This window comes from Gracilibacillus sp. Marseille-QA3620, from assembly GCF_054950035.1.
In genome coordinates this window covers 3437377-3455389 of record NZ_CM143102.1, presented here as the reverse complement: position 1 = coordinate 3455389, position 18013 = coordinate 3437377, and the positions used below count along the sequence as shown (strand labels likewise).

Annotated in this window: 18 protein-coding genes; 14 read left to right on the top strand and 4 right to left on the bottom strand. The window is 43.5% G+C overall.

Translation table 11 applies throughout. The features are described 5' to 3' along the window. Window positions 1-206: 206 nt before the first annotated feature. Window positions 207-1814, top strand: a complete 1608-nt coding sequence (locus ACY8DX_RS17325; RefSeq protein ID WP_462405686.1) for a putative polysaccharide biosynthesis protein — start codon at window positions 207-209, stop codon at window positions 1812-1814. 339 nt (window positions 1815-2153) lie between these two features. After that, window positions 2154-2867, top strand: a complete 714-nt coding sequence (locus ACY8DX_RS17320; protein WP_049669824.1) for a pseudouridine synthase — start codon at window positions 2154-2156, stop codon at window positions 2865-2867. Between the two features lie 51 nt (window positions 2868-2918). Here the strand turns inward: ACY8DX_RS17320 and ACY8DX_RS17315 are convergent, their stop codons facing one another. Continuing rightward, entirely contained in the window at window positions 2919-3140 is a 222-nt protein-coding gene (locus ACY8DX_RS17315) for a DeoR family transcriptional regulator (protein WP_049669825.1), read from the bottom strand. A 371-nt stretch (window positions 3141-3511) separates the two neighbouring features. On the opposite strand from ACY8DX_RS17315, the gene pepV reads away from it, so the two are divergent. From pepV to ACY8DX_RS17280, 7 genes are all read left to right on the top strand, one after another. Beyond that, window positions 3512-4921, top strand: coding sequence for a dipeptidase PepV (pepV, locus tag ACY8DX_RS17310; protein ID WP_439803303.1), 1410 nt, complete (start codon window positions 3512-3514; stop codon window positions 4919-4921). 40 nt (window positions 4922-4961) lie between these two features. Further along, entirely contained in the window at window positions 4962-5819 is an 858-nt protein-coding gene (gene dat / locus ACY8DX_RS17305) for a D-amino-acid transaminase (RefSeq protein WP_462405685.1), read from the top strand. Between the two features lie 108 nt (window positions 5820-5927). Beyond that, a complete protein-coding gene (gene thpR, locus ACY8DX_RS17300; RefSeq protein ID WP_049669828.1) occupies window positions 5928-6491 on the top strand; it encodes an RNA 2',3'-cyclic phosphodiesterase in 564 nt (187 codons plus the stop codon). 31 nt (window positions 6492-6522) lie between these two features. Continuing rightward, the gene (locus ACY8DX_RS17295; RefSeq protein WP_462405684.1) at window positions 6523-7512 is read left to right on the top strand and encodes an NERD domain-containing protein; all 990 of its coding nucleotides are present in this window, start codon (window positions 6523-6525) and stop codon (window positions 7510-7512) included. Beyond that, the gene (locus ACY8DX_RS17290) at window positions 7478-8437 is read left to right on the top strand and encodes a diacylglycerol/lipid kinase family protein (protein WP_462405683.1); all 960 of its coding nucleotides are present in this window, start codon (window positions 7478-7480) and stop codon (window positions 8435-8437) included. Before ACY8DX_RS17295 ends, ACY8DX_RS17290 begins: the two co-directional genes overlap by 35 nt. After that, the gene (gene pulA / locus ACY8DX_RS17285) at window positions 8434-10593 is read left to right on the top strand and encodes a type I pullulanase (protein WP_439803307.1); all 2160 of its coding nucleotides are present in this window, start codon (window positions 8434-8436) and stop codon (window positions 10591-10593) included. Before ACY8DX_RS17290 ends, pulA begins: the two co-directional genes overlap by 4 nt. 124 nt (window positions 10594-10717) lie before the next feature. After that, entirely contained in the window at window positions 10718-11494 is a 777-nt protein-coding gene (locus ACY8DX_RS17280) for a phosphotransferase (protein ID WP_462406970.1), read from the top strand. On the opposite strand, the gene ACY8DX_RS17275 is transcribed toward ACY8DX_RS17280, so the two are convergent. Continuing rightward, window positions 11482-11715, bottom strand: a complete 234-nt coding sequence (locus tag ACY8DX_RS17275; RefSeq protein WP_462405682.1) for a YtzH-like family protein — start codon at window positions 11713-11715, stop codon at window positions 11482-11484. The genes ACY8DX_RS17280 and ACY8DX_RS17275 overlap by 13 nt on opposite strands. A gap of 253 nt (window positions 11716-11968) precedes the next feature. Here ACY8DX_RS17275 and trmB point away from each other — a divergent pair, with 253 nt between their 5' ends. Both trmB and ACY8DX_RS17265 read left to right on the top strand, forming a co-directional pair. Continuing rightward, the gene (gene trmB / locus ACY8DX_RS17270) at window positions 11969-12604 is read left to right on the top strand and encodes a tRNA (guanosine(46)-N7)-methyltransferase TrmB (protein WP_049669833.1); all 636 of its coding nucleotides are present in this window, start codon (window positions 11969-11971) and stop codon (window positions 12602-12604) included. A gap of 48 nt (window positions 12605-12652) precedes the next feature. Further along, a complete protein-coding gene (locus ACY8DX_RS17265; protein WP_462405681.1) occupies window positions 12653-13498 on the top strand; it encodes a YtnP family quorum-quenching lactonase in 846 nt (281 codons plus the stop codon). Between the two features lie 155 nt (window positions 13499-13653). On the opposite strand, the gene ACY8DX_RS17260 is transcribed toward ACY8DX_RS17265, so the two are convergent. Next, window positions 13654-13992 (bottom strand): hypothetical protein, encoded by a 339-nt coding sequence (locus ACY8DX_RS17260; protein ID WP_462405680.1) that lies wholly within the window; start codon window positions 13990-13992, stop codon window positions 13654-13656. 270 nt (window positions 13993-14262) lie between these two features. Further along, window positions 14263-14580 (bottom strand): hypothetical protein, encoded by a 318-nt coding sequence (locus ACY8DX_RS17255; RefSeq protein WP_462405679.1) that lies wholly within the window; start codon window positions 14578-14580, stop codon window positions 14263-14265. Window positions 14581-14768: 188 nt separating this feature from the next. On the opposite strand from ACY8DX_RS17255, the gene ACY8DX_RS17250 reads away from it, so the two are divergent. The 3 genes from ACY8DX_RS17250 (at window position 14769) to ACY8DX_RS17240 (ending at window position 17949) form a co-directional block, all read left to right on the top strand. After that, window positions 14769-15845 (top strand): M42 family metallopeptidase, encoded by a 1077-nt coding sequence (locus ACY8DX_RS17250; protein WP_049669837.1) that lies wholly within the window; start codon window positions 14769-14771, stop codon window positions 15843-15845. Between the two features lie 57 nt (window positions 15846-15902). Next, on the top strand, window positions 15903-16415 hold the full coding sequence (locus ACY8DX_RS17245; RefSeq protein WP_439803311.1) for a DUF84 family protein: 513 nt from the start codon (window positions 15903-15905) through the stop codon (window positions 16413-16415). Window positions 16416-16731: 316 nt separating this feature from the next. Next, entirely contained in the window at window positions 16732-17949 is a 1218-nt protein-coding gene (locus tag ACY8DX_RS17240; protein WP_439803308.1) for an MFS transporter, read from the top strand. Window positions 17950-18013: the final 64 nt, after the last annotated feature.

The following is an 18013-nucleotide window of genomic DNA, read 5'->3' as shown; positions in this document are numbered from 1 at the left end:
GGTCTATTATAAGCGAATCTCACAAGAAGGCAAAAGCAAGAGCGGGGAATGGATATGTATATATTGGAAGGGTATCTATTGTATTGACCTTAAACTTACAACTTATCTCATTGTCAAAAGGTATGGAAAAGAGTAAACTACTGAATAGTGAACATAAAAATAAATCTATTCTACTATATAAGTGAAAGTACGAAAGGGTTTGAAGCATGTCATCGAAACTGATTAGAGGCACCTTTATTTTGACTATTGGCATGGTTTTTTCGAAAATGCTCGGATTATTCTATGTCATTCCCTTTAATAAAATCGTAGGAACCGAAGGCATTGCCTTATATGGGTTTGCCTACACTCCTTATACGATTTTCATTAGCATCGCAACTGCTGGGGTTCCGATGGCTGTAGCAAAATTTGTAGCAAAGTATAATGCGATGGGTGAATATGCAATCGGGAGGAAGCTGTTTGAGTCAGGTCAAAAGGTCATGATGATGACTGGGGTATTTGCCTTTCTGCTCATGTATGTTACTGCTCCTGGACTAGCTTCTGTCATGGAGACGCAGTCCTATTCAGTCGAAGAGGTGACTACGGTTATCAGGGCAGTCAGCTTTGCCTTGATTCTTGTTCCTTCCCAAAGCTTGTTCCGTGGATTCTTCCAAGGAAATGAATCCATGGGACCGACAGCGGTCTCTCAAGTTATTGAACAGATTGTCCGCATTATCTTTATGCTGGCGGGCGCTTATGTTGTCTTGAATGTACTTGGTGGAAGTATCGTACCCGCGATGGGGGTAGCCGTGTTTTCGGCATTTGTTGGAGCCGTTGCCGGGCTTGTTGTTTTACTTTGGTATTGGCGGAAGCGGAAGGGGCATCTTGATGCTTTGCTTAAGAAAAGCAAAAATGAAGTGGACATCTCAATGGGAGCCATCTACAAGGAAATTCTCCTTTCATCAATTCCCTTCATCTTTGTCGGTCTTGCGATGCCACTTTTCCAAATGGTTGATACGCTCACCTTTAACAGGGCAATGGTATCGATTGGGCTTGCTGAGATTACCGATACGGCTTTTGGTGTGTTGAACGTGACCTCGCAGAAGCTCGTTCTCATTCCCATGACGCTAGCTACAGCGTTTTCACTATCCATCGTGCCAAGTGTGACGAAATCATTTGTGGAGAAGAAATGGACGTTATACAATCAGCAATTAACTGAAACATTCCAAGTGCTTTTATTCTTGCTTGTTCCAGCAGTTACGGGGATGAGTGTTCTTGCAGACAGTGTTTACGGATCCTTCTACGGTTTCTCTGAACTTGGTTCTTCTGTTTTAGCCGTCTATGCGCCTGTAACGATATTATTCGCGATGTTCTCTGTGACCGCAGCTATCATGCAGGGAATTAACCAACAAAGGTTTACCGTTCTTAGCTTATTGACAGGTTTACTCGTGAAGCTAAGCATAAATATTCCTCTTATCCGGATGTTTGAGACAAATGGAGCGGTATATGCGACAGGTCTGGGATTCTTAGTTGCTATTCTGATTAATCTATATATAATTCATTATTTTTCAGGATACAAGCCAGGTCTTGTCCTTCGCAGGTCCCTCCTTGCGCTCCTTATTGCTGCTGTGATGGCTGTTGTTGTTAAATTGCTCGATATACTCCTAGCTGGATGGCTGGGCTCTGGCGGCCAGATGATTGCGGTGATGCGTGTAGCCATTACGATACCAGTCGGGGTTCTTGTCTACTTCCTTCTCTCTTATAAGACAGGCCTTCTCCAGGCGGTATTTGGAGAAAAGACGGATGCTCTGATGCGTAAGTTTCGTATAAAGAAATAAATTAAGGAAAATGAAGATGGCCTGCTTTTTAAAGCAGGCCATCACTTTAATAATCTTCTCGTATACCGAGGATATTCTCGATGCGGCTTACGCGTCGGTCCAGCCTGTTGACCTGGCGCTCGAGTTGGTTAAGCCGACTGTTTATGCTGCCCCCTTGTGGAGGGAAACCTGGAATGCCTGGGATTCCAGGAAATAAGGTAGGATTAGGAGGAGCTTGCTGCCGGCTTTCCTGTTCGACCGACATGGGGTGGAAATAGGATGAATAATACATGGAAACACTCCTTGTGTTTGAATTTGTACCGTACAGTTTATTCAAATAATGATAAATAGGTGATACAGATGAGAATCGATAAATTACTCGCTAATTCCGGCTTTGGAAGTAGAAAGGATGTTAAGAAATTATTGAAATCAGGAGCGGTCCTCTGCAATGAGAAGAAAATCACGGATGCAAAGGCACATGTTGATCCTGAGCAAGACCAAATCATGGTTCATGGTGAATTGGTTGAATACAGGGAGTTTATATATGTCATGATGAATAAGCCGCAGGGCTATATTTCCGCGACAGAGGATGACCGCCTTCAGACGGTTCTTGATTTATTGGAACCTGAGGATGCTTACATGAAGCCATTCCCTGTCGGACGCCTTGACCGAGATACAGAGGGACTGCTTGTCCTGACCAATGACGGCCAGCTTGCTCATGATGTGCTCGCACCGAAAAAGCATGTGCCGAAGACCTATTATGCGGTCATTGATGGAGCGGTAGATGAAGTGGACATTGAACGGTTTAAACAAGGTGTAACCTTAGATGATGGATATGTAACAAAGCCTGGTGAGCTGACTATTCTTAAAAGCGGGACACAATCGGAAATCGAGCTGATTATTACAGAGGGCAAGTTCCATCAGGTGAAGCGGATGTTTGAAGCCGTAGGGAAAAAGGTTGTCTATTTAAAGCGAATTGCGATGGGTGCTCTTCTGCTTGATGAAAGCCTTGAGCCTGGTGAATATCGAGAGATGACAGAAGAGGAATTAGTGCTGATGCAAAAGCGCTCATGAGAAAAAGAAGACCGGAGACGGTCTTCTTTTTCTTTTAAGGAAAGACTGTTATTACGAGGTTAATTTAACTTTCTTTTGGGTGGTGGTCCACTTTCCACGACTGGGACTAACAACAAGTTCGTTATAAGCTAACACATTTAAGTCCCTTTGAATCGTGCGCGGAGTAATACCGAATTCATCGACCAGTTCTTGGGTCGTGACGGTACCATTACGAACAATAAACATGTAAATGGACTTAATTCTTGTAAGCATACGGTTTGTTGAAGGTTTCAAAAAACCACTCCTTATGGATAGTTTCCGATGGCAACATCATACATTCATCCTGCTGTATTACTTGTTTACCATAACCACCTCTTTAAGTTATCACCTTTTCAGCACTCCTTTAATTAGAAGCTTCATCCTTGAAGTCTTTCTAGTACTATAATACCCCTCCCTTTTCATGAAATCCATAGGTTCAGCTCAAAAAATTGAAAATTCATTTAATAATACATATAAATGGCTGGTACTATTTATGACTTCTTTCACTAATAATGTGTCCCAAAAAATCAACATTATATCGAATCAGTGTATTGGAAAATATATTTTAGGCATACATGATATAATAACGATATTGAAGGATAGTGAATGAAAAGAGGTTAACGGGAATGCAAATTAATTGGCAAAAAGAAGTGGAACAAAGAAAAGAACAATTGATTCAGGATACGCAAAGATTGCTTCAAATTAAGAGCACACTTGATGAAGAAACGGCAACGAAGGAAATTCCATTCGGCAAAGGAATCAAGGAAGCGCTTGATTTCATGCTGGATCTTGGTGAAAAGGACGGCTTTGCGGTAAAAAATATTGATAATTATGGAGCCCATCTTGAAATGGGACAAGGAGATGAACTGCTCGGTATATTGGGTCATCTAGATGTTGTTCCAGAAGGAGATGGATGGACAACTGATCCTTATTCAGCTGATATTCGTAATGGCAGAATCTATGCACGGGGAGCCATGGATGATAAAGGACCGACAATGGCAGCCTATTATGCCATGAAAATTGTAAAAGACCTTGGCGTGGATGTTAATAAACGTGTCCGATTGATTCTTGGAACAGATGAAGAAAGTGATTGGCGCTGCATGGATCATTATTTTGAGAAAGAAGAGACGCCAACGGTTGGCTTTGTGCCAGATGCTGATTTCCCTATTATTTATGCAGAGAAAGGAATTGCTGATTTCACCTATGAATTCGATGGTTCTCGCATGGAAGGAAAAGAAGCTACCTTGAAGAGCCTTTCTGCCGGTCAGCGTTTTAATATGGTGCCTGAATTCGCTAAAGCAGTGATTACAGCTGACAGCCAATATGCCGGAGATTGGGAGAAGCGGTATGGCGACTTTTGTGCAGAGAATGAATTGACTGGTACATATACGGTGAAAGGGCAGGAGATCACGATTACGCTTGATGGGGTATCTGTCCATGGGATGGAACCGGATTTAGGTGTTAATGCCGGCCTCCGGCTAGTGGACTTTTTAGTCACACTTCCATTTGAAGGGGATGATTTCCGCTTCCTGACATTCGTGCACAATTATTTAAGCAAGGAGTCAAGAGGACGTGAGCTTGGTGTTGCCTACCATGATGAGATTACGAAGGATCTAACAATCAATTATGGCATTATTTCATATGAACATGGCGGAAAAGGCAAAATCGCCTTTAATATGCGCTATCCTGTTACATTTGACTTTGATAAGGGCTGGTCTGTACTTGAGAAAACAGCGGCCGATCATGGATTCTCTATTCAAATGAAAACCCATTTAGGTCCTCATCATGTAGACGCGGATAGTGAGCTAGTCAAAACCCTTCAAAAAATATATGAGGAGCATACGGGAGAAAAGGCTGAACTGCTCGCAATCGGAGGAGGAACGTACGCGCGTGCAATCAAGAATGCCGTAGCCTTTGGTCCTTTGTTCCCGGGGAGAGAAGATGTTGCCCATCAAAAGGATGAATACATCATTATTGAGGATATGTTAAAGGCGACAGCGATGTATGCTCAAGCCATATATGAATTAACGAGATAAAGAATGCTTTCATTTACGAACATAAGGGGAGATGGGGAATATGAGTTATATCGTTTTTAATGGAAAGCTTTCGAAAAGAGAGATAATCACCATTGATATCGAGGACCGCGGCTATCAGTTTGGCGATGGTATCTATGAGGTTGTCCGTGTCTATAATGGGCGATTGTTCACATGGCAGGAGCATGTAGACCGTCTTTTTGCAAGTGCAGAGAAGATTCGCATGTCCATTCCATATACGAAGGAAGAAATGAAGACGATAATGGAAAGCCTGATTGAGAAGAATCAATTGTCTGAAGGGACGATTTACTTACAGCTGACAAGGGGAGTAGCACCAAGAAATCATGCCTTCCCAGCAAATGATGTAAAAGCAGTCCTAGTTGCCTATACACGGCAAAGCAAGAGACCAGCGGATTTGATGGAAAGGGGTGTTGATGCCTTGGTCGTACCTGACAAGCGTTGGCTTCATTGTGATATTAAGAGCCTGAACCTGCTCGGAAATGTATTGGCCCATCAAGAAGCCCTTGATGCGGGATGCTATGAAGCAATCCTTCATCGGGACGGAATCATTACAGAGGGAAGCCATACAAATGTGTCCATCGTGTCAAATGGGACTGTGTATACCCATCCAGCAAATAATCTTATCTTAAATGGAATCTCCCGCATGGTTATGCTTAAAGCATGTGAGAGCAAATCCATTCCTCATGAGGAAAAGGCTTTTACGGTTGATGATCTATCGCATGCTGACGAGGTGTTTATCACCTCTACGACGCTTGAGATTACTCCAGTACGAATGATCAATGGGCAGCCTGTCGGGTCAGGGGACCGATATCCGATTATACGGAAACTGCAGGATGCCTTTATACAGGAGATTGAGGCTGAGTGCGGCCCGCTCGATTAAGCAGTAATTGCCTGGAATAGAATTGTTCCGGGCTTTTTTTCTATTACTAACCTAATCATATCGCTGACCGCGGTTAAAATAAGTGTAAAATAATAAAGGAGATAACCGATGAACAGAAGAAGCCATTATTTCTTTGCGCTGGAATTACCGAAGGAATGTAAACGGGAATTGAATGATTGGGCAGGAAGAGCAGGGGATGTCTATGCCTTTAAAAGCTGGGTGCATCCAGAGGATTATCATATCACCTTAGCCTTTCTAGGGGCCGCTGAGCAGGACAAGCTCAAGATAGCATTAAAGCTCATTGAACAGAAGATTGCACAATATCAGCCATTCTTGATTGAAATAAACGGGCTGGGGACATTTGGCCAGAAGGACAGTCCTCGTATCCTCTGGGCAGATTCTGAGAAATCAACGATGATGCAGACTGTGCGGGAAATGGTATACAATGCCTGTCTTGAAGCGGGATTTGAACTAGATACGAAGCCTTTTGTTCCACATATAACGTTAGCAAGAAGGAGCAAGAATAAGATTGAACCAGGAAGCATTACGGAATGGGGAAGCGGGCTGCCTAGAATAGAACCATGCGAAATCAAGAATGTAGTCCTTTATCGGACGGATACAGAGAAACAGCCAAAGTATGAACCCATCGTGCGCTTTGCGATAGGAAAATGACTGGAAGAACAAAGGGGAAGGATGGGGATCAATGAGTCAATTGATTAAGCTGCAAGACTTCATTTCCCGATATGAACAGGATATTTACCATTATTCTTCACAATTTGTCCATGTGAAGAATGAAGAGTGGTCACGTTTAAAGAAAGCCTATGAAGCCGGTGATCTAAGCCGGTACTTAATTGGGGGAGAGATGGATTTTCCCTCTTTAGAGGAAGATACGCGCCCTTTTCGACAAAGAATCAAGAAATTCTTCTTAAAGGAGAGGGGAGAGGTAAGGGAAGAGGCTGCTGTTTCTGTAAAGCAGGAGAAACCACCTATTGAAGCTCCGCGTTTCCTGCGTACAGTCCCAGAAGATGAGCAGGAGTTAAAGCAATCATTTCTGGATTACTTTTATCCATTTCAGCTGAAGTGGGCTGTGACAGCAAGTGATGAAGGGCCTCTGCATCTGGGTCGCTATCAATTCGACCGGAATCTGCGCTTTTTCCTTCAGCGTATTCCGGATAATTGCCTGGTATTATACAAACCGGTGCTGGAATGGAAGAATGCGCCTGTAGAGCTGGAAATCATTCTGCTCACGCCATCGGAGGCTTGGTGTCTGACCGTGCTTGAGGCAGAGGATGATGCCGTTTTTGTCGGCGGTAAAGACCGTTTTTGGACAAGGACACATCATGATAAGGCAGATAAAAAAGTGCTCGACCCGACTATCACATTAAAACGGATGCAATGGATTCTTGAACAGATTTTTGCTGCTAAGGATATGGTGTTTCCGATTCGAAAAGGCATTATTTGCCGTAATGGCTATATTAATCAGTTGCACACATCTATTGATCAGGAAATCATCGATAAGAGGAGATTTGATGATTGGTTCAGCTCCATCCGTCATAACCGTTCTGCCATGAAGAATCTGCAGTTAAAGGCAGCACAGGCCTTATTGGCGTATGGCAGTTCGATTAGAAACAATAAGGAAGAGGAGTTAATGGATAATCATGGGGAAAGCAGAAGTGAGAGGGGATTCTCTTGAACGAAGAACCTACTATTTCATTATTAATCCTGCCGCCAAAAATGCGGGTAGCTTAAAAGTCTGGGAGAAAACAAAGGAGACCCTTGATAGGGAAGGGATATCTTATTCTTATGCCTTTACTGAATATAAGGGACATGGTGTTGCACTGGCTAGAGAGTTTCTTCAAAGCACTGGAGATGCCATTCTTGTAGCTGTAGGGGGCGATGGCACTATTCATGAGGTTGCAAACGGTGCGGCCGGTTTCCCAGGAGTAAGGATTGCTTATATCCCTGCAGGGTCCGGTAATGACTTTGCAAGGGGTGAGGGAATTGATTCGCGCCCATTGCAGGCATTATCAGGTTTGCTCCATTCGAATAAGGTGAGACCTATTGACCTTGGATTTTATAAAACAAGCAGTGGTAAGGGTTATTTATTGAACAGTTTGGGTATTGGATTGGATGCGGCCATTACGGAAGCCGTTAACCAATCACGGATGAAACACTATTTTAATAAGCTTGGAGCGGGAAAAATCATCTACTTGGCCTACTTCCTGTGGAAGTGGATGACCTATAAACCAGGGGAGATGGAAGTGGAGATTGACGGTGAGTCTCATTCGTTCACAAACACTTGGCTTGTGAATGTGTCAAATCATCCATATTTTGGCGGAGGCATTAAGATATCCCCGAATGCTAAACCAGATGACGGGGTCTTTCATATACTAGTCATACATAATATTCCGAGGATTAAGCTCCTTTTAATGTTCAGTACGGTTCTTTGGGGAGGCCACTTAAAGCTTCGGGGTGTAGATTCATTTGAGGGAAGAACGATTCGTGTTACCTCCTCATTCGAAGTGCCGATTCAGGCTGATGGTGAGAATGTTGGAGCTGGCGAAGCTTTTATTGAGTTGAAGCATCATATGGTCAAACTAGCAGTTCAAGGAGAGTGAATACATTGTATACAGGCAGATTTTCGGCTTTTTTAGATGCCTTAGATCAAATTACCATCTTAATTCCTCACTCCTACCGGGTGAATGAAAAGCTATTCTTCATGCTTTTTTTTGAAGGGCAAAGAATGGGGGAGCTACGAGTTGATGAAGTCATTCAAATCGAACATTATACCAAGTACATATGCACAGCCCCATTCGAGGTACCACTTGGTGAAGAATATCAAATAGAAGACGACAAGGGAATGGCTTTTGCTCTCCAGACAGGTGCGGTTATCCGCACACCGGAGTTTGATGAAATGTATCAATATGATGGAGAGGATATGGGCGCCATCTATGAGAAGGAAAAAACAGTCTTTAAGGTATGGGCACCAACAGCAACGAATGTAAAGCTTAAGCTGATTAATGAGTTTGGCACCGAAAAGGGAACCATACCGATGCATCGGGGAGAGCAGGGAGTATGGCACTTAACCGTCCATCAAAATTTAGAGAATCATTTCTATTCTTATTTGGTGAGAGTCAATTACATTTGGCGGGAAGCAACAGACCCTTATGCAAAGGCAGTTTCTGTCAATGGGCAATATAGTGCAGTCATTGACATGTCCCAATATAAGAAGCATGACTATTCATTGCCGAAGCTGGAAAGCCCGGTTGATGCCATCATCTATGAAACACATGTGCGCGATTTTTCTCATCATCATAATAGCGGCATGAATGCAAAAGGAAAATATGCAGCATTTAGTGAGACAGCGACAAAAACGACTAAGGGCTACTCAAGCGGAATCCAATATTTGCAGGAATTAGGGGTAACCCATATTGAGCTCATGCCGGTCAATGATTTTGCCGGAGTGGATGAGACTGTGATAGGCAAGGAATATAATTGGGGGTATAATCCGAGACATTTCTTTGCTCCGGCAGGGAATTACAGCGCAAAGCCCCATGTTCCTGGGAAACGGATTGAGGAATTAAAGGAACTGATTGAGAGCGTTCATCAGCATGGCTTAGGCGTTATTATTGATGTTGTCTTTAACCATGTTTTCCAGAAGGAAATCTCAAACTTTGAGAAAATTGTTCCAGGCTATTATTTCCGCTATGGTGCGAATGGGATGCCTTCCAATGGCAGCGGCTGCGGCAATGATCTCGCCTCCGAGCGTTTTATGGTAAGAAAGCTTATTGTATCTGCCGTTAAATATTGGCTGGAGTTTTACCAAATTGATGGGTTCCGTTTTGATTTAATGGGCCTTCTTGATCTAGAGACTATGAAGGAGGTTGAAAAAACCATTCATTCCATTAAGCCGGATGCCATCATCATTGGAGAAGGATGGGACCTCCCGACCGCTCTATCGGGTGCTGATAAAACGACAATCAGCAATTCACACAAGATTGAAAATGTCGGTTTCTTTAACGATAAATTCAGGGATTCTATTAAAGGGAGTAATTTCAACCTGAAGGATACGGGCTATGTTACAGGGAAGGAATTCAGCCATGAGGAGTTCTCTCAACTTGTCCTAAACATTGGAGAAGATTATCCGCTCGGACCTGAGCAGTCCGTTAATTTTGTAGAATGCCATGATAACCATACCCTATGGGACCGCCTCCAGCTCGCAAACGGAGCAGAGTCAAATGAATCAAGAAAGAGGCGTCATCGCTTTGCCACGAGTATTGCCATCCTTTCGCAAGGGATTCCATTCCTGCACAGCGGCCAAGAATTCTTCCGGACGAAGCATGGTATTGAAAATAGCTATTGCTCACCAGATTGGATTAATGAGCTGAATTGGGATTTACGTGAGCAGAACGAAGAGACGATTTCATATTTAAGGTGCTTGATGGCTATTCGTAAAAGCCATGGGGCTTTCAGGTTCCGGAGCAGGGAAGAAATCGAAACCCATGCAAAAATGCTTGATCTGTCCCCAGCTTGCCACAGCCTGTTATATGATGATGTAGGCGAGTATGGAAGATGGGAGAGGCTTCTTGTTGTCTATCATCATGGGGAGCAGCCAACAGAGGTTGAACTTCCGGGGGAACAGGAATGGGGCATGATTTGCGGGGACTGCGGATATACAGCAGAACAGGGTGTCGAAATGGATATCAAGCATTTCACACTCGAGCCGTTAACAACGTATGTGTTTGTTCAGAATAATTGTTGTTCGAACACTTGACGAAAGCGGTATAAACCTACTAAAATTTAAGGAGATGGCTATTGAAGAAAAGCAGTCAATGGCTGTCTTTTTTATTTATATGGAAATTATGCCATACAAGTTTACGTTATTGAAGGTGAATACCATGGATTATTTAGGGCGAGAATGGGAGATAACACCTGCCGGAGGAGCGACAGGCGAAGCATTCATTGCCAGGCATGATGAGCAGAAGCTATTTTTAAAGAGAAATTCTTCTCCTTTCTTAGCTGTGCTGTCGGCCGAGGGAATTGTGCCAAAGCTTATCTGGACAAAGAGATTAGAGAATGGTGATGTGATTACAGCCCAGGAATGGATGAATGGAAGGGAACTGACTCCCGCAGAGATGTGTGAAGAATCAGTTGCAGAATTACTGCAGAAGATCCATCAATCCACACCTTTGTTAAATATGCTCCGACGCCTAGGAAAAACAACCCAAACGCCTATTCAAATCCTGGCTTCCGTGAAGAACTCTCTTGATGGAGAGCTCAAGGAAGACAAAGCCATAAAGGAAACGATTCATTTCCTAGAACAGCATGTGAATGATGTGAAGTGTGATCATTATGTTGTTTGCCATGGAGATATTAATCATAATAACTTGCTTTTATGTGATCAAGGGAACCTATACCTCGTTGACTGGGACGAAGCAATCATTGCTGACCCTGCCATGGATATAGGAATGCTCTTATATTCATATGTAGAGAAGGACCAATGGGAGCAGTGGCTGGCGAATTATGGCTTAAGCCTTACCCCGGAATTACGATTGCGGATGAAATGGTTTGTCCTCACTCAAATGATCCAAACAACGGCCCTGCACAAAAAGAAAAACCGGCTCGCTGATATGAACCGGTGTATTGAATACTTATCCTTCGCTCAGGAATATTGAGTGATATCCTCAACCCAGCCTGCAAGTTTCTGTTGATGAGATTCAATATGATTTTCCAGATTGGCGGCATGGATGCCGCTTTGGCTGTATTGGTAAATCTCTTGCAGCACCGACATGGTAGCCTCATCAACACTAGGCTGCCTCATCAGTGAAGTTACCGTCCTCTCCAGCTGTTCGCATTCTGATTGAGAACCGCAGCAATCCTCCTGATGATTGTTCAATATATCTTTAAGAAGCATCCAACTGTGATTTTGTGACAGGGGCATATGATTCCCTTCCTTCCCTTATTGAATATGCTATAGCTTGTGTTACTTAAGAACCGATTATTCATGATAAATCCGGCCTGTAAGCCGGTTTTTATTTTGTTCAGGGCATTTTAGAATAAGAAGAACCTTTGTGAAAAGAAAGCCAGCATGGAATTTCTGTTCATGATGTGCTACTCTTTTTACGTAAATTCAGCGGAGGTGCACGATTTTGAGACAACGTTATAAACCGTGGGCAAAGGAGAAACTCCAAAATAACCCATATTTCTGCATACAGGAACCAGCAAAGCACAAAGGCGCATGGTCTGAAGTGTTTGGAAATACGAATCCTATCCATATCGAGGTTGGAACAGGAAAAGGCCAATTCATTAATGGCATGGCACAACAAAACCCTGATATCAACTATATCGGCATCGAGCTTGCAGACCGCGTCATCGTTACGGCGCTTGATCGTTTGCTTGAATCCAATCTGCCGAACGTGAAGCTGCTTAATGTGAATGCGCTTGAGCTTCCGGATATTTTCGCCGAGGGAGAGGTATCACGCGTATATTTGAACTTCTCCGATCCATGGCCGAAAACACGCCACGAGAAGAGAAGACTTACGTATAAGACTTTTCTTGACTTATATAAAGGAATTTTGCCGGAACATGGAGAAATTCATTTTAAGACAGATAATCGCGGACTGTTCGAATATTCCCTTGTCAGCTTTTCGCACTATGGTATGAAATTGAACTATGTCAGCCTTGATTTACACAATAGTGACTTTGAAGGAAATGTTATGACGGAATATGAACAGAAATTCTCCGCGAAGGGCAACCCTATCTATCGCTGTGAGGCAGCCTTTTAATATCTGTCCTTCTTAAGATGCGCAATCCATGATAAAGGGGAGAAACCATTGGAGAATTTGCAGTTCGGGAAGTTTACATTGACATGGCTTAATGGCGGAGATACTCATATGGATGGAGGGGCGATGTTCGGGGTAGTACCGAAGCCGCTCTGGTCCAAAAAGTATCCTGTCAATGAAAAAAACCAAATCGAATTGAGATCAGATCCTATATTGGTTCAGGCAGAAGGAAAGAACTACTTAATTGATTCTGGAATCGGCAAAGGCAAATTGACGGAGAAGCAGCTTCGCAATTACGGCGTGAGTGAGGAATCGAAGCTTGAGGAAGATTTGGAAAAGCTCGGTTTAACGACGGATGATATTGACGGCGTTCTCATGACTCATCTGCATTTTGACCATGCCTGCGGCTTGACCTGCTACCAAGATGGCAAGCTGAAAAGCGTATTTCCAAATGCAGTCATCTACACCTCGAGGGTAGAATGGGATGAAATGAGGCAGCCGAATATTCGCTCACGCAATACGTATTGGGAAGAGAATTGGAAGCCGATTGAAGGTCAGGTTAAGACCTTTGAAGAAGAGCTCATTATTACAGAAGGCATCAAAATGGTCCACACTGGCGGACATAGTGACGGACACTGCATCATCGTAATGGAGCAAGACGGTGAGCTGCTCCTTCATATGGCTGATCTGATGCCGACAACAGCCCATCAGAACTCGCTTTGGGTCCTTGCCTATGATGATTATCCGATGGACTCAATTGGCGCGAAAGAAAAATGGGTCAAGCATGGTATCCAGAGCGGTGCCTGGTTTACGTTTTATCATGATTACGCTCATCGCGCCATCAAATGGGATGCGAGCGGCAAGGAAGTCATGAAGAAGGTAGAACGGAAAAGATAATGAAGAAAAAGCCCTGTATGAGTCCACCATAACGGACTTTTACAGGGCCTTTTTTGTTGGTTATTGGCTGGGACTGGGAAGATTATAGAAAGAAAGGCAGATTACTTATTAAAGGTTGTCATGTGGTGTGGGGATTAATATTGGGGGACTATCGCCTATACCCAAGTAAAGGAGCCCATACACGGGGGATATCGCCTATACCCAAGTAAAGGAGCCCATACACGGGGGATATCGCCCATATCCAGGTAAAGGAGCCCATACCCAAATAATTTAGCCCATAAAAATGACTGTTCGCTCTTAAACAAAGTGATTTCGCCCTTAACGCTAAGTTGTTCGCCCATAAACCTGATTTTTTCGCCCTTAAATCGTGTGTGTTCGCCCTTAAATCGTGAAATTAGGATTATTTCTTCAAAAATCGAAATCCAATCAATGCCAAAAGATAAAAAAATAGACAAGCTGAGCAGTTTTTTTGAAAGAAATTCAGCCTTTTTCATCCGAAACTCTTTCAAAAACTTCTTGGATTCCACCAGTATGATTTTCCGAGTTTTCCTATGGCGCACCAAATACTCAATCAGAATCTACCCTTTGCCCTTAAGTCCCGAAATTAAGCTTCTCCTCTATAAGAAAGAGGGTCTATCAACACTAGAAGGACGAAAAATCGAAAGCTGAAGCAGTTTTTTTTGCTGTTCGCTTAGGGAGAAAATCCTGATAACCATAAAAATAGCCGGCTCTTAAAAGAGCCGGACTTTTGAAGTAGGTAAATATTACCCTGCTTGGTAGAGATCTAGGATGGTACCTGTATTGGCATCTGCGATGAATTCGAATTGAGAGGATTCATTCCCATCAACCTTTGTTAAACCACCTTTATACACATCGTAATCTAAGGAGTTTCTAGTGAATTTTTCTGGTTTCATCATGATCCAGGAGCCGCGGATGCTGCTTTCTTCATCGCCAAGTGTGGTTTTGATGGCTGTAAGTACTTTTTCAGGGGATACCATGTTGTTCTTGTTTGTTAGTTCCTTGACTACATAGCCAGCGGCAAACCCGGCGGCTACACCTGTGATAAATGTTTTCCAGTTCATTTTGTATTCCTCCAATCACATTGGTTCATGCATAGCTCTGTTTAAAGCCTTAATCATCTATTCCCATCCATTATACAGATTAAGCGTTTAGGAAGCTATTTTTTCAATATCTTCCAGATTGATTAGTGAATGGTTCAACATGTACAATATGAAGGAGTGAAATAATTGGTAAAGGGGATACATACGTGATGAAGCAATCAACATTGGAATTATTTAAGACCCTGACCGAATTGCCGGGAGCACCGGGATTTGAACATGATGTGCGGGCCTTCATGAAGAGAGAAATGTCCAAATATACCGACGAGTTCGTTCAGGATGGATTGGGCAGCTTATTCGGAGTTATGAGAGGCGAAGAGGATGGTCCGAAGATTATGGTTGCCGGCCATATGGATGAGGTTGGGTTTATGGTGACCTCTATTACTCCAGAGGGACTGTTGCGTTTCCAGACTCTAGGCGGTTGGTGGAGCCAGGTATTGCTGGCTCAGCGCGTGCGTGTTTATACGGATAACGGTCCAATCGTCGGGGTTGTCAGCTCTATACCGCCGCATTTATTGAGTGATGCTCAGAGGACGAAACCGATGGATATTGCGAATATGCTGATTGATGTCGGTGCAGATGATAAGGATGATGCGATTGCAATGGGCATTAAACCAGGTCAGCAAATCGTGCCCCATACAGAATTTACGCCAATGGCGAATCCAAAGAAAATCCTGGCGAAATCATGGGATAATCGTTATGGCTGTGGTTTGGCGATTGAGCTTTTAGAGGAGCTCCAAGGTGAAAAACTACCGAATATTCTTTATTCCGGTGCTACCGTCATGGAGGAGGTTGGGCTGAGAGGAGCAGGCACAGCGGCAACGATGATCGATCCTGATTTATTCTTTGCCTGTGATGCAAGCCCGGCGAATGACATGTCTGGCAGCAAGAATGTATTTGGCTACTTGGGACAGGGACCGCTGCTTCGTATTTATGACAGAACGACGGTCATGCATAAAGGCATGAGGGAGTTTGTTCTAGATACGGCCGAGTCTAATCATATCCCTTACCAGTACTTTGTGGCACCAAACGGTGGAACAGATGCAGGCAAGGTCCATGTAACAAACCGCGGCATTCCAAGTGCAGTCATTGGCGTCTGCTCACGCTATATTCATACATCAGCCTCCATCCTTCATATCGATGATTATGCGGCAGCAAAGGAATTGCTTGTTAAGCTCGTAAAGGCTTGTGATAAGACGACCGTAGAAACAATTAAACAGAATGGTTAATGTGTTTAGGAGGCAGTGCAAGCTGCCTTCTTTTTTAGAAAGGAAGTAAGAGCAATGATAAAGATAGCCATCGGGACAAAGAATCCAGCAAAGATTAAGGCGGCAGAACTGGCATGCAGAGAACTAGGAGGAGAATTAATAGCAGTTAATGTTCCTTCAGGTGTTGCCGAGCAGCCATTTTCAGATGAGGAGACGATGGAGGGTGCCTTAAACCGGGCAAGAAATGCGCTGATGGAGGCTGAAGCTGATTTTGGAATCGGTCTTGAAGGAGGCGTAGTCAAAACTCCGTACGGCTTGTTCATTTGCAATTGGGGAGCGCTCATGACAAAAACAGGCGATTCATTCATCGCCGGCGGAGCAAGAATTAAGCTGCCAGACGAAGTGGCACAGGAGCTCTTCTCTGGACGTGAGCTTGGGCCTGTCATGGACGAATATACGAAAAAGCAAGATATTCGGAAAACAGAAGGAGCGGTCGGCGTCTTCTCTAATAACCGTATTACAAGAGACCGGATGTTTGAACATGTGATGGAGCTATTGGTTGGGCAATATGAATACAAGGAAAGAACTTAATATTTTTCATCCTTAGATGATTTCATAATGTCAGCATGTTCATCGGCTTTGTTACTGAGGATGAAAGGAAGAATGAAGGCAGCAAGAAGCTGGATTAGGGACTTTTTTTTCATAGATAAACCTCTTCGATAATTTTTAGAAAGGCCGCAATGGAAATTGCGGCCTTCTTTTACTAATAATACCTTCTTTTCGATAATTTTGAAATCGAAATAAGTTGAATTAGAGAAAATGGTGTCTTGACACCTGACTAGACAAATAGTATTCTTTCAAATTAGATAGTTCAGATTAAATAGAATGAAAGTTTGGAGGAAGAAAAATGGATATAGCCTATGAGCAAAAACAGAAGGCTTCGCATAATAAGCTTTTAGGAGTAGCTGGTCTTGCCTGGCTTTTTGACGCGATGGATGTTGGGATTCTATCTTTTGTCATTGCCGCGCTGCAAAAGGATTGGGGGCTGACTTCCCAGCAGATGGGATGGATCGGCAGTGTCAATTCAATCGGAATGGCTGTTGGAGCCCTTGTTTTCGGATTGTTGGCAGATCGAATCGGCAGGAAGAATGTTTTGATTATTACATTGGTTTTATTTTCACTTGCCAGCGGCTTTTCAGCCTTAACGACTAGTTTGGCCATTTTCCTGTTCTTCCGATTTTTAATCGGGATGGGACTTGGAGGAGAGCTGCCAGTGGCATCGACACTTGTATCTGAGAGTGTGCCAGAAGATAAGCGTGGAAGGGTTGTCGTCCTGTTAGAAAGCTTTTGGGCTGGCGGCTGGCTTGTTGCTGCACTTATTTCGTACTTTATTATTCCTGCGTATGGATGGAGGGTTGCCCTGCTGATCAGCGCCCTGCCAGCTTTTTATGCGATATATTTACGGATTCATCTTCCTGATTCATCGAAATTTGCGACCGTAAGGAAGGAGCAGAAGCCGTCTGTGGTCGCTTCTCTTGCCATGCTCTGGAAGAAGGAATATGCAAAGCGGACCTTAATGATGTGGATTCTTTGGTTCAGTGTCGTATTTTCCTATTATGGGATGTTCCTTTGGCTTCCTAGTGTGATGGTGCTGAAAGGATTTACTTTGATTCAAAGCTTCCAGTATGTCTTAATTATGACCCTTGCTCAGTTGCCTGGTTATTTCACAGCTGCTTGGTTCATAGAGAAATTTGGGCGTAAATTCGTTCTTGTGACCTATTTATTCGGAACGGCTGTCAGTGCGTACTTCTTCGGTAATGCCGAAACACTCGCTGCGCTAATGGCTGCAGGTTGTTTCCTCTCATTCTTCAACCTTGGGGCGTGGGGAGCACTGTATGCTTATTCCCCTGAACAATATCCAACTGTTATCAGAGGGACAGGCACTGGGATGGCAGCTTCTGTCGGCAGAATAGGCGGCATATTAGGACCGCTTCTTGTCGGAAGTCTGCTGGCTAATGAAACATCGATTGAAACCATCTTCTTAATCTTTGGTATTTCCATTCTTATCGGAATGCTCGCGGTTCTCTTCTTGGGAAAAGAAACAAAAAACGTGACCTTGGAATAGCCAATCAGCCTGTTTTTGGGTATAGTATTTATACAATACCGACCCGGTGGAATGGAGGAACTAG

Bases quoted from the DNA above. Each gene is read 5' to 3' on its own strand.
- ACY8DX_RS17325 (WP_462405686.1), top strand. From the start codon at position 207: ATGTCATCGAAACTGATTAGAGGCACCTTTATTTTGACTATTGGCATG.
- ACY8DX_RS17320 (WP_049669824.1), top strand. From the start codon at position 2,154: ATGAGAATCGATAAATTACTCGCTAATTCCGGCTTTGGAAGTAGAAAG.
- pepV (WP_439803303.1), top strand. From the start codon at position 3,512: ATGCAAATTAATTGGCAAAAAGAAGTGGAACAAAGAAAAGAACAATTG.
- dat (WP_462405685.1), top strand. From the start codon at position 4,962: ATGAGTTATATCGTTTTTAATGGAAAGCTTTCGAAAAGAGAGATAATC.
- thpR (WP_049669828.1), top strand. From the start codon at position 5,928: ATGAACAGAAGAAGCCATTATTTCTTTGCGCTGGAATTACCGAAGGAA.
- ACY8DX_RS17295 (WP_462405684.1), top strand. From the start codon at position 6,523: ATGAGTCAATTGATTAAGCTGCAAGACTTCATTTCCCGATATGAACAG.
- ACY8DX_RS17290 (WP_462405683.1), top strand. From the start codon at position 7,478: ATGGGGAAAGCAGAAGTGAGAGGGGATTCTCTTGAACGAAGAACCTAC.
- ACY8DX_RS17280 (WP_462406970.1), top strand. From the start codon at position 10,718: ATGGATTATTTAGGGCGAGAATGGGAGATAACACCTGCCGGAGGAGCG.
- ACY8DX_RS17260 (WP_462405680.1), bottom strand. From the start codon at position 13,992: ATGAAAAAGGCTGAATTTCTTTCAAAAAAACTGCTCAGCTTGTCTATT.
- ACY8DX_RS17255 (WP_462405679.1), bottom strand. From the start codon at position 14,580: ATGAACTGGAAAACATTTATCACAGGTGTAGCCGCCGGGTTTGCCGCT.
- ACY8DX_RS17250 (WP_049669837.1), top strand. From the start codon at position 14,769: ATGAAGCAATCAACATTGGAATTATTTAAGACCCTGACCGAATTGCCG.
- ACY8DX_RS17240 (WP_439803308.1), top strand. From the start codon at position 16,732: ATGGATATAGCCTATGAGCAAAAACAGAAGGCTTCGCATAATAAGCTT.